The organism is Pseudomonas sp. NFACC05-1 (assembly GCF_900100135.1).
In the GTDB taxonomy this organism is placed as follows: Bacteria; Pseudomonadota; Gammaproteobacteria; order Pseudomonadales; family Pseudomonadaceae; genus Aquipseudomonas; species Aquipseudomonas fluorescens_Q.
The window spans coordinates 91,598-105,118 of sequence record NZ_FMTR01000002.1 but is presented as its reverse complement, the minus strand read 5'-3'; the positions used below and the strand labels follow the sequence as shown (position 1 = coordinate 105,118).

Genomic DNA, 13,521 nt, shown 5'->3' with positions numbered 1-13,521 from the left:
TCCCAGGAGCCTGCCATGAGCGAGCCAACCGACATCGACAACGACGAAGAAGAATTCGTCGAGAACACGCTGATCCAGGCCATCGAAAACCAGATCGAAAGTGACAATCCGCCTGCGGCCAAGGCCACTTTCAACAAGTTGACCCTGGTCGGTTATGAGCGCGAAGAAATCCTCAACCTGATGGCCCATGTGCTGGCGGTGGAAATCGACGCGATCCTGGAAGAGGACCGCGCGTTCGATACCCAATGGTACGAAGCGGCGCTGCGCGCCCTCCCCGAGTTGCCGCCGGAAAAGAACTGAACCGACAGGCAAAAGTTGCTTCTGTGGCGAGGGAGCTTGCTCCCACTGGGGCGCGAAGCGGCCCCAATAGCTTGACGACTGCTGCGCAGCCGAGCGGGAGCAAGCTCCCTCGCCACAAAGAATTGCTTTAAACAAAAAAACCATGACACTGAGACTGGACAGCTCGGCCGAGTGCGCTCACCTTAGTGACGCTGTCGACCAAATTCCTAGAAAGTCTGGAGTCCTTATGTCGCTTACCCCTGAGCTGGTTGCCGAACTGGAAATCCTTGCACTCTTCAACCTGGACAGTTCCCAGGAAGGCCTGAAAATTCATCAGACCGCTGCCCCTAAAGCGATTGCCGCTGCCCAACGCCTGTTCGAAAAAGAACTGATCACCCAGCCCGATGGTGGTTACCTGACAAGCCTGGGCCGAGATGCCGCCCAAAACGTACAAACCGTCCTGACAATACTCAGCGTGCAAGAAGCCGCCTGATCCCCCTGTCGCCCACGGAAATCTCCCTTACGGGATTTCCGCAGGCGCACGGGTGCCCTGCGTAAAAAACCGGCATCCGAATTCTGTTTTCAGCTTAAGTATTCCCAAGATCGGGCGCTAACCTGCCATCACCCCACGTTCGACGCCGCGAGCCGGTTTGAGCTGACATGACCCGCAATCACGAAATACGCCCTGATCTGGACGAGGGAATCGACCGCAAGGTCTTGAACCAGTTGCGCGCACGTTTTCTCAAGCTCAACACCGTGCGGATGGAGCGCGCCCTCGAAGGACTGTCGCCGCGCCAGCAAGGCGTGCTGACGTTGCTGCCGCTGTTCTTCCACGTCAACCATCCGCTGCTGCCCGGCTACGTTTCCGGCAGCACGCCTGCCGGGCTGTCGAACTACGAGCCTGACGCCAATATCCTTGCCGAAGCCCAGCGGCTGACCCGTTCGTTTTCCTACAAGCCCCGGCATGGCAGCAACCCGCCACGGCCGATCCTTGGCCTGTTCCTGATGGGCAGCCTCGGCACCCTGGCCCAGGCCGACCAGAGCGACATGGACGTGTGGGTGTGCCACGGGCCGGACCTGAGCGACGATGAACTGGCCGAACTGCGCAAGAAATGCCAGTTGCTGGAGATCTGGGCGGCGACCCAGGGCGCCGAAGCCCACTTTTTCCTGATCGACCCAGCGCGTTTCGTAAGGGGTGACCGTGACAACCAGCTCAGTTCCGACGATTGCGGCACCACCCAGCATTACCTGCTGCTGGACGAGTTCTACCGCACCGCGATCTGGCTGGCCGGGCGCACGCCGATCTGGTGGCTGGTACCGGTCTATGAAGAAGAGAACTATGAGCAATACACCCATACGCTGATGTCCAAGCGTTTCATTCGCGCCGATGAAACCCTGGACCTGGGACACCTGGCCTACATTCCGCCAGGCGAATTCGTCGGTGCCGGGCTCTGGCAGCTGTTCAAGGGTATCGAATCGCCCTACAAATCCGTGCTCAAGCTGCTGCTGACCGAGGTCTATGCCAGTGAACACCCGAATGTTCGCTGCCTGAGCCTGCGCTTCAAACAGGCCGTATTTGCCAATCGCCTGGACCTCGAAGAGCTGGATCCGTACATGCTGGTCTATCGCCGCATCGAGGAATACCTCAATGCCCGCGGCGAATCCGAACGCCTGGAGTTGATCCGCCGCGCGCTGTACCTGAAGGTCAATCGCAAGCTCACCGGCCAGATGCGTAGCAACGGCTGGCAACGGGTGCTGCTCGAACGACTGGCTCGGGAATGGGGCTGGGACCAGCGTCAACTGGCGCTGCTGGACGCCCGCAGCCAATGGAAAGTCCGCCAGGTCAGCCACGAGCGACGGGCCCTGGTCAACGAACTCACCCACAGCTACCGCTTCCTGACCCAGTTCGCCCGCACCGAGAAAACCGTCAGCCTGATCAACAAGCGCGATCTCAACGTGCTTGGCCGGCGGCTGTATGCCGCCTTCGAACGCAAGGCCGACAAGGTCGAGTTCATCAACCCCGGCATTGCGCCGGACCTGGCCGAAGACACCCTGACGCTGGTCCAGTCACCCAACAAGAAAGAACCGGGGCAGAACCAGTGGGCGCTGTACAACGGCAGCCTCAACGCCCTGGAGTGGGAAAATTTCGCGCCGATCAAGCGCTGCCGCGAGCTACTGGAACTGCTGACCTGGTGCCATCGCAACGGCGTAATCGACAGCAGCACGCGCCTGGCGCTGCACCCAGGCGACAGCGACCTGAGCGAGTTCGAACTGTTCAACCTGCTGGGCAGCCTGCAACAGTCCATCGCCCTGCCCTTGACCACCGTGGATGAAGCACAGTTGCTGCGCGCCAGCGTGCCCAGCGAAGTGTTGATCCTGGTGAACGTCGGCGTCGACCCGCTCAAGCACCACCGCGACCTGAATATCCTGATGACCACCGAGCGCACCGACTCCCTGAGCTATGCCGGGGTCCGGGAGAACCTGGTGCTGACCCTCGACCAGGTCACGCTCAACAGCTGGAACGAGGTGCTGGTCAACCGTTTTGACGGCGAACACGCCCTGCTCGACTGCCTGCGCGATTACCTCAACGACCTGCCCGTCACCCAGCACCAACCACGCTTGCAGGTGCGCTGCTTCTGCCACAACCGCGCCCAATTCATTGCGCGGCGCGTGGAAGAAGTCATCGACACGGCGCAGACCCTGCTGCTGAGCCGGCTCAATCACCGCTATCTGCTTCAGGTCCAACAGCACTATCACGTGTTGGAGCTGGTGCCCGGCCAGGTCAATCACGTGGCGCTGGGCAGCCTGTCGGCGCTGATGGATTACCTGGGCGAGGAACTGACAGCCTACAGCCCCTTGCACCTGGACCCGATGGCCCTGGAGGACCATGACCTGGCGCTGATCCTGCCCATGGGCCAGCCCGAGTGCATCCAGGTGTTCTACCGCGTCAACGAAGACGAGGCCGATCTGTACGTGCTCGACGAGTTCAACGCACTGTGGCAACAACACGTGCCTTACCACGACGAACAAAGCCTGCTGGTGCCGCTGCAACGCTTTTTGCAGTCGGTGCTTTATCGTCGCGATGCCCTGCTGCCGCTGGATGCCGCCCAGCCGCTGACCCTGGAAACCCTGTACTACCAGTTATTGCCCTCAGGCAGCGGCCGGGCGCGACGGATCGAAGCGCGGCAAGCCCCGCAGATGCTGGTCAACAAGCCGTTCTATGACGTGCAGGCGATCATCGGCAAAGCGGCGCACGGGCAGGTGCACGTCACCCTGTACTGCGATCAGCAGGAGTTTTCCGAACTGGAACATGGCGACCAACTGTTCCGCGTGGTCGCCAGGGAGATCGTCGAACAGCGCCGCGAAGCCCAGCGCTATCGCTGCTACATCACCGACCTGGACCTCTCGGGCCTGGTGGGCGACGGTGCCTGTTCAAGCAATTTGTACCTGCGCTACAAGGCCGACCTGGAACGCGCCCTGAACGAGGCACTGAACCAGGTCTGAGACGGGTTCAGAACGCACAGTCGCCGCCGTTGACCGGCTGCGACTCGACCTCCAGCAACGTCAGCTTCAGCGTCTTGCCACCCGGGGCCGGCCAGTCGATGTGCTGGCCGACCTTCAGGCCCAGCAACGCACTGCCCACCGGCGCCAGGATCGAGATCCGGCCTTCGTCGGCGTTCGCGTCCTGCGGATAAACCAGCGTGAGGTGATAGTCCTTGCCGCTGCTTTCTTCGCGACAATGCACGCGCGAGTTCATGGTCACGACATCGGCAGGCACTTCTTCGTGGCCCACCACGTTCTCGGCGCGATCCAGTTCGGTTTGCAGCGCAATCACACCCGGCAGCGTTTCATCAAGGCTGTCGATCAGGCGTTCCAGACGCTGTACGTCCAGACGGGTAAGGGTGATGGAAGGTGCGGTCATGATCCTGGCAGACTCCTTTCTTCTGCACAAAAAAAGCAAAACCCCGCCACAAAAAGGCGGGGTTTTCACGGGCCTCGATGGATTGAGGCGTAACCGGACACTATCACAGCTCAATAAATAAACAAGTCAGGCGGGACCTGCCCTATCTATGGACAGTGAACCATGTCCCCGGACCAAACAAATCCCTGTGGCGAGGGAGCTTGCTCCCGCTGGGTTGCGAAGCGACCCCAAAATCCTGCGACTGCTGCGCAGCCGAGCGGGAGCAAGCTCCCTCGCCACAAAAGCTTCCAAGGCCAATGGTTACCTCAAGGATTGGCGCTTAGCCGCCTCGGCGCAGATGACCCGGCGGCGCTCATCGTCGGCCGAGCGCCATTCGCGGATATCTTCCACATGGCGGAAACAGCCGAGACAGACCTTCTGTTCATCCAGCTTGCACACGCTGGTGCAGGGCGACGGGACGGCGGGGCTGACGTTGCTGTAGAGCGGCTTGGGTGGCCGCGCCGGGGCTGTCTGGTTCACGCGGTTACAGCCCTTCGAAATCGAGTTCCACGCCCGCCTGCTGCTTGACGATGCGCTCGAGCATTTCGCCCAACTGCTCTTCGCTCTTGTCGCACATCCAGCGCTCGCTTTCTTCGTCGTAGTCGAAGTGAAAGCCACCGGAGACCGCCGCCAGCCATAATTGCCGCAACGGCTCCTGGCGACTGAAAATCAACTGACTGCCGTTTTCGAACTTGACGGTGAGTACACCGGCAGAGACTTCCAGGTCAATGTCCAGGTCACTGTCATCGAACACATCCTCCAGCGTTTGCTGGGTCGCATCGACCAGATCGTGGAAACGGGCTTCAGTCAAACTCATTGCGGCAACCTCGAAAATGTCTGCTCATGCTCAAGCGCCGCAAGATACGGACGCTTCCCGGCGATTGCAAAGGATATACCCACTGACGATCACCAGCGCCGCCAGACGGGCACCCCGTTGCATAGGCAAGCTGACGGGTGGCCGGTATACTCCGGCGCAATTAAAGCATTTTCAAGGATTTCGCCATGAAGCGCCTGATCTCTTCCCTTGCTGCGCTCGTCGCGGTTGCCTGCCTCGTGACAGCCTGTGGTCAAAAAGGTCCGCTGTACCTGCCTGATGACAGCAAGTCCCCTGAAGAACAGGCCAAGTCGTCCCAGACCAAATCCCACTCGCACGACACCCACACCACCACTTACTAAGGGAACGCCATGGACGCTTTTAATTACCGTGGCGGGGAGCTGTTCGCGGAAGGGGTTGCCCTGTCCGCGATCGCCGAACGTTTCGGCACGCCGACCTATGTCTATTCCCGCGCTCACATTGAAGCCCAGTACCGGACATTCGCCGATGCCCTCGTGGGCATGCCGCACCTGGTGTGTTTCGCTGTAAAAGCCAACTCCAACCTGGGTGTGCTCAATGTCCTGGCGCGCCTGGGGGCCGGTTTCGACATCGTCTCCGGTGGCGAGCTCGAACGTGTGCTGGCCGCTGGCGGCAGCGCCGACAAGATCGTCTTCTCCGGCGTCGGCAAGACCCGTGAAGACATGCGCCGCGCCCTGGAAGTCGGCGTGCACTGCTTCAACATCGAATCCACCGACGAGCTGGAGCGCCTGCAGGTTGTCGCCGCCGAGCTGGGCGTTCGCGCACCGGTCTCCCTGCGCGTGAACCCGGACGTCGACGCCGGCACCCACCCGTACATTTCCACCGGTCTGAAGGAAAACAAGTTCGGCATCGCCATTGCCGACGCCGAAGACGTGTACGTACGCGCTGCCCAACTGCCGAACCTGGAAGTGCTGGGCGTCGACTGCCACATCGGCTCGCAACTGACCACCCTCGAACCGTTCATCGATGCCCTCGACCGCCTGCTGGCGCTGGTCGACCGCCTCGGCGACTGCGGCATCTACCTGCGCCACATCGACCTCGGTGGCGGTGTCGGCGTGCGCTATCGCGATGAAGAGCCGCCGCTGGTGGCCGACTACATCAAGGCCGTGCGTGAGCGCCTCGACGGGCGTGACCTGGCGCTGATGTTCGAACCGGGCCGCTACATCGTCGCCAACGCCGGCGTGCTGCTGACCCAGGTCGAGTACCTCAAGCACACTGAGCACAAGGATTTCGCCATCGTCGACGCGGCGATGAACGACCTGATCCGCCCGGCGCTGTACCAGGCCTGGATGGACGTCACTGCCGTGCGCCCTCGCGACACTGCGGCCCGCCCCTACGACATCGTCGGGCCGATCTGCGAAACCGGCGACTTCCTCGCCAAGGGTCGGGAGCTGGCGCTGGAAGAAGGCGATCTGCTGGCCGTGCATTCGGCTGGAGCCTACGGGTTTGTCATGAGTTCCAACTACAACACCCGCGGCCGTTGCGCCGAGGTGCTGGTGGACGGTGATCAGGCATTCGAAGTGCGTCGCCGCGAGACGGTAGCCGAGTTGTATGCCGGCGAAAGCCTGCTACCGGAGTAAAACCATGCTGCTGCGTTTTACCAAGATGCACGGCCTGGGCAATGACTTCATGGTCCTCGACCTGGTCAGCCAGCACGCGCACATCCTGCCCAAGCACGCCAAGCAATGGGGGGACCGGCACACCGGTATCGGTTTCGACCAGTTGTTGATCGTCGAGGCACCCAATAACCCGGACGTGGATTTCCGTTATCGGATCTTCAACGCCGACGGTTCGGAAGTGGAGCAATGCGGCAATGGCGCGCGCTGCTTCGCCCGCTTCGTGCTGGACAAGCGCCTGACCGCCAAGCGGCAGATCCGCGTCGAGACCAAAAGCGGCATCATCGAACTGGATGTGCGCAGCGACGGCCAGATCGGCGTCAACATGGGCGCTCCGCGCCTGGTACCGGCGGACATTCCATTCCAGGCGCCGGCCCAGGCCTTGAGCTATCAGGTGGACGTCGACGGCGCCACGGTGGAACTGGCAGCGGTTTCCATGGGCAACCCCCATGCCGTGCTGCGAGTGGCCGATATCAACAGTGCTCCGGTGCATGAGCTGGGGCCGAAAATCGAGCATCATCCGCGCTTCCCCGCGCGAGTGAACGTCGGTTTCCTGCAAGTCATCGACCGTCACCGCGCACAATTGCGCGTCTGGGAGCGCGGTGCCGGGGAAACCCAGGCCTGCGGTACCGGCGCCTGTGCCGCTGCCGTCGCTGCGATCAGCCAGGGGTGGATGGATTCGCCATTGTTGATCGACCTGCCCGGCGGGCGCCTGTCCATCGAATGGGCAGGCCCTGGCCAACCGGTGATGATGACCGGCCCGGCAGTGCGCGTATACGAAGGACAAGTTCGTCTTTGAGTGAGCCAAACCCATGACCGACCAGCCACAGGTTCCAGCCCCACAGCCCGACGAATCCCCCAGTCTGCCAGAAACCGCGGCCGTAGCGGCTTATCTGGAGGCTAACCCGGACTTCTTCGTCGCGCATGAAGAACTGCTCGCGACGATGCGCATCCCCCACCGGCGCGGCGATACCGTGTCGCTGGTGGAGCACCAGATGAAAATCCTGCGCGAGCGCAACATCGAAATGCGCCATCGTCTTTCGCACCTGATGGATGTAGCCCGGGACAACGACCGACTGTTCGACAAGACCCGTCGGCTGATCCTCGCCCTGATGGACGCCAGCACCCTCGAAGACCTGGTCATGAGCGTCGAAGACAGCCTGCGCCAGGATTTCCAAGTGCCCTTTGTCAGCCTGATCCTGTTCGGCGACAACGCCATGCCGGTGGGCCGCTGGGTGACCCATGCCGAAGCGCAGACGGCCATCGGCGGCCTGCTGACGGAAAACAAAAGCGTCAGCGGCAGCCTGCGCGAGCATGAGCTGGACTTCCTGTTCGGCGAAGAACAACGCAAGCAGATCGGCTCCACTGCCGTCGTCGCCATCGCCCATCAGGGCGTGCACGGCGTGCTGGCCATCGCCAGCCGCGATCCGCAGCACTACAAAAGCTCGGTGGGCACGCTGTTTTTGAGCTACATCGCCGAAGTCACCGGCCGGGTGCTGCCGCGGGTCGCCGGTTCGCTGCGCTCGGTACGCTGAGGATGGAACGGCAACTGGACGCCTACTGCGAACACCTGCGCAGTGAGCGCCAGGTGTCGCCCCACACGTTGTCGGCCTATCGCCGCGACCTGGAAAAAGTGCTGGGCTGGTGCCAGAAGCAGAACATCGGCAGCTGGGCGGCCCTGGACATCCAGCGCTTGCGCAGCCTGATCGCCCGCCTGCATCAACAGGGGCAGTCCTCTCGCAGCCTGGCACGCCTGTTGTCAGCGGTACGCGGCCTGTATCACTACCTCAATCGCGAAGGCCTGTGCGACCACGACCCGGCCACCGGGCTGGCACCGCCCAAAGGCGAGCGCCGGCTGCCAAAGACCCTCGACACCGACCGCGCCCTGCAACTGCTCGAAGGTGCCGTCGAGGATGACTTCCTCGCCCGGCGCGACCAGGCGATTCTCGAGCTGTTCTATTCTTCCGGCCTGCGACTTTCAGAGCTGACAGGGCTTAACCTGGATCAACTGGACCTGGCCGATGGCATGGTCCAAGTGCTCGGCAAAGGCAGCAAGACCCGCCTGCTGCCCGTCGGCCGCAAGGCCCGTGAAGCCCTGGAGCAATGGCTGCCGCTGCGGGCGCTGACCAACCCCGCCGACGACGCGGTCTTCGTCAGCCAACAGGGACGGCGCCTTGGCCCGCGGGCCATTCAGTTGCGGGTCAAGGCTGCCGGCGAACGGGAGCTGGGACAGAACCTGCACCCGCACATGCTCCGGCACTCCTTCGCCAGCCATTTGCTGGAGTCCTCCCAGGACCTGCGCGCCGTTCAAGAGCTATTGGGGCACTCGGACATCAAGACCACCCAGATCTACACCCACCTGGATTTCCAGCACCTGGCGACGGTCTATGACAGTGCCCACCCCAGGGCCAAACGCATCAAGGGCGACGAATCATGACCATCGAGCTCATCACTTTCGACCTGGACGACACCCTGTGGGACACCGCGCCGGTGATCGCCAGCGCCGAAGCCATACTCCGCCAATGGCTGACCGACAACGCGCCGAACCTGGGCGGCGTGCCGGTGGAGCATCTTTTTTCGATTCGCGAACAAGTGCTGCGCGAGGAGCCTGGGCTGAAGCACCGCATCAGCGCCCTGCGCCGACGGGTGCTGTTTCGCGCCCTGCAGGAAGCCGGCTACGACCAGTGGCAAGCCTCTGAGCTGGCAGACCAGGCCTTCGAGACGTTCTTGCACGCCCGTCATCAGTTGGAGATTTTCCCCGAGGTGCAGCCCACCCTGGAGATCCTGGCCAATCATTTCGCCCTCGGTGTGGTCACCAATGGCAACGCCGATGTGCGCCGCCTGGGGCTGGCGGACTATTTCAAGTTCGCCTTGTGTGCTGAAGACATCGGCATCGCCAAGCCGGACGCGCGGCTATTCCACGAGGCCTTGCTGCGCGGCGGCGCGACGGCGCAGACCGCCGTGCACATTGGCGATCACCCCGGCGATGACATCGCCGGCGCCCAGCAGGCCGGCCTGCGTGCGGTGTGGTTCAACCCGACGGGCAAGGCCTGGGAGGCCGACCATGCACCGGATGCGGAGATCCGCAGCCTGACCGAACTGCCAGGGTTATTGGCAGGGTGGCATCGCCAGCGCTGAACCCTGCTTCACAGCCGCCAAAGCCCTCTGTGGGAGCGAGCTTGCTCGCGATGACGGCAGCACATCCAACATCAATGCCAACAGACCCACCGCTATCGCGAGCAAGCTCGCTCCCACAGGGATTGTGCCTGGCCTGGGAATGGAATCGCGCCCATGAAAAAGCCCGCAGCGACGGCGGGCTTTTTCAGCAAGCAATGAAGCCGATACTCAGATAGGGCGGCTGCCGTACTTGTTGTCAGGCTTCTTGGGCGGATCAGCGACCACGTTGGCCTCCACTTCCTGCACCTTACCGCCCCTGGCCAGGAATTCCTCCATGGCCTTGGCGAGCGCATCACGCTCCTTGTTCTTGGCCTCTACGCTCGGCAACTCGTCGACCGAAACGGCCGCCTTGGCCTTGCCTTTGGCGGTAGGAACCGGAACATCGGCCCCATCGTCGTCGGCAACGTCTTCCGCCGCCGCTTCAAGGCCTTCTTCGGTCTCGTCTTCGTCACCTACTTCGAGGTCGTCGTTTTCCAGATCATCGTCGCTCATGTTCTACCTCATGACTTGCGAAAAGCAGATTAGTTATAGCCCAGCTTCGCCATCTGTTCGAAGGCTGCCAGAAAAAATTCAACATCCGCCGGCAATCAGCGGTTATGCCCCTTCACCGTGCAAGGTGGCGAGGACTTTACGAGCACCGCCGTGATCACGGTGCTCGCCCAGATAAACACCTTGCCAGGTACCCAATGCCAGCCGCCCTGCCGTGACCGGCAGACTGAGTTGACAACCGAGCACACTGGCCTTGAAGTGCGCCGGGAGGTCGTCCAGGCCTTCGTCGTTGTGCTCATAATCGGCGGCTCCTTGTGGGATCAGCCGATTGAAAAATCGTTCGAAGTCTCGACGTACCGCCGGATCGGCGTTCTCGTTGATGGTCAACGAAGCCGAGGTATGCTGCAGCCACAGATGCAACAGACCGACACGACACGCCTGGAGTTCAGGCAGGCCGGCAAGCAACTCGTCCGTCACCAGATGAAAGCCCCGAGGCCTTGCCCGCAGGGTTATCAGCGTCTGTTGCCACATACAGATCTCCGCACGTTCGGCGCGCATTCTAGCGCGCTCTGGGAAAAAACAAAGGGCCTAATATTCTTGCTTCGGTGTAAGCCTTTGGCGGTATAAAAACCCATGTCGCATCCACAACAAAAGGCGTCGGAAAAACCGGGGCGCCCTCTGAGCAATGACAAATCCCAGGCAAAAAAATGCCCGGCGAACCGGGCATTTTTTATTGCGTGTGCGTGTGCTTACAGATTGTAGCCACGTTCGTTGTGCTGGGCCAGGTCCAGGCCCACCGCTTCTTCTTCCTCGGTGACACGCAGACCCATGACGGCGTCCAGGACCTTGAGGATGATGAAGGTGACGATCGCGGTGTAGACCACCGTGAACCCCACACCCTTGAATTGAATCCACACTTGCGCACCGATATCGGTCACGGTGCCGAAGCCACCCAGGGCCGGTGCTGCGAACACACCGGTCAGGATCGCGCCGAGGATACCGCCGATGCCGTGTACGCCGAAGGCGTCCAGGGAATCGTCGTAGCCGAGTTTGCGCTTGAGGGTCGTGGCGCAGAAGAAGCACACCACGCCCGCTGCCAGGCCGATGACCAGGGCGCCCATCGGGCCCACGGTGCCGGCAGCCGGAGTGATGGCAACCAGGCCTGCCACGACGCCCGAGGCGATGCCCAGTGCGCTTGGCTTGCCGTGGGTGATCCACTCGGCAAACATCCAGCCCAGCGCCGCCGCAGCGGTCGCGATCTGGGTCACCAGCATCGCCATGCCGGCGGTGCCGTTGGCGGCGACAGCGGAACCGGCGTTGAAGCCGAACCAGCCGACCCACAGCATGGCCGCGCCCATCAAGGTGTAACCCAAGTTGTGCGGTGCCATTGGCGTGGTCGGGAAGCCTTTGCGCTTGCCCAATACCAGGCACGCCACCAGGCCTGCGATACCGGCGTTGATATGCACTACGGTGCCGCCAGCGAAGTCCAGTACGCCCCAGTCCCACAGCAGGCCGCCGTTACCGGACCAGACCATGTGGGCAATCGGTGCATACACCAGGGTGAACCACACGCCCATGAAGATCAGCATGGCGGAGAACTTCATCCGCTCGGCAAATGCGCCGACGATCAGGGCCGGGGTGATGATGGCGAAGGTCATCTGGAAGGTGATGAACACCGCTTCAGGGAACAGCGCTGCCGGGCCGGTCAGGCTGGCGGGCGTGACGCCCGCCAAGAAGGCTTTGCCGAAACCGCCGATGAAGGAGTTGAAGTTGACGACGCCCTGCTCCATGCCGGTGGTGTCGAACGCAATGCTGTAGCCGTAGATGACCCACAGGATGCTGATCAGACCGGTAATGGCAAAGCACTGCATCATCACGGAAAGAAGGTTTTTCGACCGAACCATGCCGCCGTAGAACAGCGCCAGGCCGGGAATGGTCATGAACAGTACAAGAATCGTTGCCGTGAGCATCCAGGCGGTGTCGCCGGAGTTCAGGACTGGGGCTGCCGCTTCTTCTGCCATGGCCAGGCCAGGCATTGCGAAGGACAACAGGGCTCCTAGCCCTGCGAATTTACGCAGAGTCATATTGTTTTCTCCTGGGGCGTTGGGTTTGGCGGCTTAGATGGCGTCGGTATCGGTTTCGCCGGTACGGATGCGGATAGCCTGTTCCAGATTGACCACAAAGATCTTCCCGTCACCGATCTTGCCGGTGTTGGCGGCCTTGGTGATTGCCTCGATCACCCGGTCCAGATCCTTGTCGTCAATGGCGACATCGATCTTCACCTTGGGCAGGAAATCGACCACGTACTCCGCGCCGCGATACAGCTCGGTGTGACCCTTCTGCCGACCGAAGCCTTTGACCTCAGTAACGGTAATGCCCTGCACGCCGATCTCGGACAACGACTCGCGCACGTCGTCCAACTTGAACGGCTTGATGATGGCAGTGACTAGCTTCATGAAACTTTCTCCCGAATTGGTGGACTTGCCCCAGGAAAACAAACCCGACTCAAGTCTAAGCGCAGTGCCTGGCTTTGTAACGCGTCGTCGGCCCAAGTTGCCCGACAGGTGCCAGTTAACCGATCCTGGCGAAACTCCCCGTTTCGCCTGCTGCACTGCATTCGTCACAGCGACTGCATCAGTGCATGGGTCATCAGCCTCTAAGCAGAAACCTTGCCATCTGCATCAAACCCTCTGATTTCAGTCTCTTGGCCACCTGCTCGACGTGCGTTGCGCCATGAACCGCAGCGATACGCACAACAACAGTGCAACGATGCCCAGGTCCATGCGCGAAAAGCGTGCATCCCTGGCTTGCGAATTGACTATAGACACTGCGTGATACACTGCCCGCCATTGTTTTCAGGACACCTGCCATGCTTGCGCCCAAAGACCTCCTCGACGCCCTGAGCGGCCACGCCTCCCGCCTCTTGAGTGGTGACACCCCCCTGCCAAAAAGCGAAATCGAAAGCCAGTTCAAAGCCCTGTTGCAAAGCGGCTTCAGCAAGCTGGACCTGGTAAGCCGGGAAGAATTCGACAGCCAGATGGTCGTGCTGGCCCGGACCCGAGCGCGGCTCGAAAGCCTGGAGGCCAAGGTCGCAGAGCTGGAAGCGCGACTGGTTCCGGCCCAGGAATAAGCAGCCCCTGCGGGCC

Annotated in this window: 17 protein-coding genes; 10 read left to right on the top strand and 7 right to left on the bottom strand. The window is 61.7% G+C overall.

The window, feature by feature from the left end:
* Positions 1 to 15 precede the first annotated feature (15 nt).
* The 3 genes from BLO97_RS04625 to BLO97_RS04615 all read left to right on the top strand — a co-directional run bounded on the left by BLO97_RS04625 (position 16) and on the right by BLO97_RS04615 (position 3,783).
* Positions 16 to 300: a hypothetical protein gene (locus tag BLO97_RS04625; protein ID WP_092148235.1), complete on the top strand. Its 285-nt coding sequence runs from the start codon at positions 16 to 18 to the stop codon at positions 298 to 300.
* A 226-nt stretch (positions 301 to 526) separates the two neighbouring features.
* Positions 527 to 772, top strand: a complete 246-nt coding sequence (locus tag BLO97_RS04620; RefSeq protein ID WP_003206789.1) for a TIGR02647 family protein — start codon at positions 527 to 529, stop codon at positions 770 to 772.
* 167 nt (positions 773 to 939) lie between these two features.
* Complete coding sequence (locus BLO97_RS04615; RefSeq protein WP_092345162.1) at positions 940 to 3,783, top strand: class I adenylate cyclase; 2,844 nt, start codon at positions 940 to 942, stop codon at positions 3,781 to 3,783.
* 7 nt (positions 3,784 to 3,790) lie between these two features.
* Here BLO97_RS04615 and rnk read toward each other — a convergent pair whose 3' ends face one another.
* From rnk to cyaY, 3 genes are all read right to left on the bottom strand, one after another.
* Entirely contained in the window at positions 3,791 to 4,201 is a 411-nt protein-coding gene (gene rnk / locus BLO97_RS04610) for a nucleoside diphosphate kinase regulator (protein WP_014340819.1), read from the bottom strand.
* Between the two features lie 300 nt (positions 4,202 to 4,501).
* Entirely contained in the window at positions 4,502 to 4,720 is a 219-nt protein-coding gene (locus tag BLO97_RS04605) for a DUF1289 domain-containing protein (protein ID WP_092345160.1), read from the bottom strand.
* A 4-nt stretch (positions 4,721 to 4,724) separates the two neighbouring features.
* Entirely contained in the window at positions 4,725 to 5,057 is a 333-nt protein-coding gene (gene cyaY, locus BLO97_RS04600) for an iron donor protein CyaY (RefSeq protein WP_092148244.1), read from the bottom strand.
* A gap of 185 nt (positions 5,058 to 5,242) precedes the next feature.
* Between cyaY and BLO97_RS04595 the strand changes: the two genes are divergently transcribed.
* Genes BLO97_RS04595 through BLO97_RS04570 form a run of 6 tightly spaced genes read left to right on the top strand, consistent with a single transcriptional unit; the run spans position 5,243 to position 9,847 of the window.
* Positions 5,243 to 5,416, top strand: coding sequence for an LPS translocon maturation chaperone LptM (locus BLO97_RS04595; RefSeq protein ID WP_092345158.1), 174 nt, complete (start codon positions 5,243 to 5,245; stop codon positions 5,414 to 5,416).
* Between the two features lie 9 nt (positions 5,417 to 5,425).
* On the top strand, positions 5,426 to 6,673 hold the full coding sequence (gene lysA / locus BLO97_RS04590; RefSeq protein ID WP_092148247.1) for a diaminopimelate decarboxylase: 1,248 nt from the start codon (positions 5,426 to 5,428) through the stop codon (positions 6,671 to 6,673).
* Between the two features lie 4 nt (positions 6,674 to 6,677).
* Positions 6,678 to 7,508: a diaminopimelate epimerase gene (gene dapF, locus BLO97_RS04585; protein WP_003206804.1), complete on the top strand. Its 831-nt coding sequence runs from the start codon at positions 6,678 to 6,680 to the stop codon at positions 7,506 to 7,508.
* 13 nt (positions 7,509 to 7,521) lie between these two features.
* Positions 7,522 to 8,244 carry a DUF484 family protein gene (locus BLO97_RS04580; RefSeq protein WP_063323833.1) on the top strand — a complete coding sequence of 241 codons (723 nt, stop codon included), beginning with the start codon at positions 7,522 to 7,524 and terminating at the stop codon, positions 8,242 to 8,244.
* Between the two features lie 2 nt (positions 8,245 to 8,246).
* Positions 8,247 to 9,146: a tyrosine recombinase XerC gene (gene xerC / locus BLO97_RS04575; RefSeq protein WP_003206809.1), complete on the top strand. Its 900-nt coding sequence runs from the start codon at positions 8,247 to 8,249 to the stop codon at positions 9,144 to 9,146.
* Positions 9,143 to 9,847, top strand: coding sequence for an HAD family hydrolase (locus tag BLO97_RS04570; protein ID WP_063323831.1), 705 nt, complete (start codon positions 9,143 to 9,145; stop codon positions 9,845 to 9,847). Before xerC ends, BLO97_RS04570 begins: the two co-directional genes overlap by 4 nt.
* Positions 9,848 to 10,054: 207 nt before the next feature.
* Here the strand turns inward: BLO97_RS04570 and sutA are convergent, their stop codons facing one another.
* The 4 genes from sutA to glnK all read right to left on the bottom strand — a co-directional run bounded on the left by sutA (position 10,055) and on the right by glnK (position 12,831).
* Positions 10,055 to 10,378, bottom strand: coding sequence for a transcriptional regulator SutA (gene sutA / locus BLO97_RS04565; RefSeq protein ID WP_003206813.1), 324 nt, complete (start codon positions 10,376 to 10,378; stop codon positions 10,055 to 10,057).
* 102 nt (positions 10,379 to 10,480) lie between these two features.
* A complete protein-coding gene (locus BLO97_RS04560) occupies positions 10,481 to 10,906 on the bottom strand; it encodes a secondary thiamine-phosphate synthase enzyme YjbQ (protein ID WP_092345338.1) in 426 nt (141 codons plus the stop codon).
* 218 nt (positions 10,907 to 11,124) lie between these two features.
* Positions 11,125 to 12,459 carry an ammonium transporter gene (locus BLO97_RS04555; protein WP_063323830.1) on the bottom strand — a complete coding sequence of 445 codons (1,335 nt, stop codon included), beginning with the start codon at positions 12,457 to 12,459 and terminating at the stop codon, positions 11,125 to 11,127.
* 33 nt (positions 12,460 to 12,492) lie between these two features.
* Positions 12,493 to 12,831, bottom strand: a complete 339-nt coding sequence (glnK, locus tag BLO97_RS04550) for a P-II family nitrogen regulator (protein ID WP_002555808.1) — start codon at positions 12,829 to 12,831, stop codon at positions 12,493 to 12,495.
* A 413-nt stretch (positions 12,832 to 13,244) separates the two neighbouring features.
* On the opposite strand from glnK, the gene BLO97_RS04545 reads away from it, so the two are divergent.
* Complete coding sequence (locus tag BLO97_RS04545; protein WP_063323829.1) at positions 13,245 to 13,505, top strand: accessory factor UbiK family protein; 261 nt, start codon at positions 13,245 to 13,247, stop codon at positions 13,503 to 13,505.
* Positions 13,506 to 13,521 lie beyond the last annotated feature (16 nt).

What these genes read in the sequence shown, in the direction of transcription:
- lysA (WP_092148247.1), top strand. Translation starts at nt 5,426, where the DNA reads ATGGACGCTTTTAATTACCGTGGCGGGGAGCTGTTCGCGGAAGGGGTT.
- BLO97_RS04595 (WP_092345158.1), top strand. Translation starts at nt 5,243, where the DNA reads ATGAAGCGCCTGATCTCTTCCCTTGCTGCGCTCGTCGCGGTTGCCTGC.
- BLO97_RS04620 (WP_003206789.1), top strand. Translation starts at nt 527, where the DNA reads ATGTCGCTTACCCCTGAGCTGGTTGCCGAACTGGAAATCCTTGCACTC.
- BLO97_RS04570 (WP_063323831.1), top strand. Translation starts at nt 9,143, where the DNA reads ATGACCATCGAGCTCATCACTTTCGACCTGGACGACACCCTGTGGGAC.
- rnk (WP_014340819.1), bottom strand. Translation starts at nt 4,201, where the DNA reads ATGACCGCACCTTCCATCACCCTTACCCGTCTGGACGTACAGCGTCTG.
- BLO97_RS04625 (WP_092148235.1), top strand. Translation starts at nt 16, where the DNA reads ATGAGCGAGCCAACCGACATCGACAACGACGAAGAAGAATTCGTCGAG.
- BLO97_RS04555 (WP_063323830.1), bottom strand. Translation starts at nt 12,459, where the DNA reads ATGACTCTGCGTAAATTCGCAGGGCTAGGAGCCCTGTTGTCCTTCGCA.
- xerC (WP_003206809.1), top strand. Translation starts at nt 8,247, where the DNA reads ATGGAACGGCAACTGGACGCCTACTGCGAACACCTGCGCAGTGAGCGC.
- dapF (WP_003206804.1), top strand. Translation starts at nt 6,678, where the DNA reads ATGCTGCTGCGTTTTACCAAGATGCACGGCCTGGGCAATGACTTCATG.
- glnK (WP_002555808.1), bottom strand. Translation starts at nt 12,831, where the DNA reads ATGAAGCTAGTCACTGCCATCATCAAGCCGTTCAAGTTGGACGACGTG.
- BLO97_RS04560 (WP_092345338.1), bottom strand. Translation starts at nt 10,906, where the DNA reads ATGTGGCAACAGACGCTGATAACCCTGCGGGCAAGGCCTCGGGGCTTT.
- BLO97_RS04545 (WP_063323829.1), top strand. Translation starts at nt 13,245, where the DNA reads ATGCTTGCGCCCAAAGACCTCCTCGACGCCCTGAGCGGCCACGCCTCC.
- cyaY (WP_092148244.1), bottom strand. Translation starts at nt 5,057, where the DNA reads ATGAGTTTGACTGAAGCCCGTTTCCACGATCTGGTCGATGCGACCCAG.
- sutA (WP_003206813.1), bottom strand. Translation starts at nt 10,378, where the DNA reads ATGAGCGACGATGATCTGGAAAACGACGACCTCGAAGTAGGTGACGAA.
- BLO97_RS04615 (WP_092345162.1), top strand. Translation starts at nt 940, where the DNA reads ATGACCCGCAATCACGAAATACGCCCTGATCTGGACGAGGGAATCGAC.
- BLO97_RS04580 (WP_063323833.1), top strand. Translation starts at nt 7,522, where the DNA reads ATGACCGACCAGCCACAGGTTCCAGCCCCACAGCCCGACGAATCCCCC.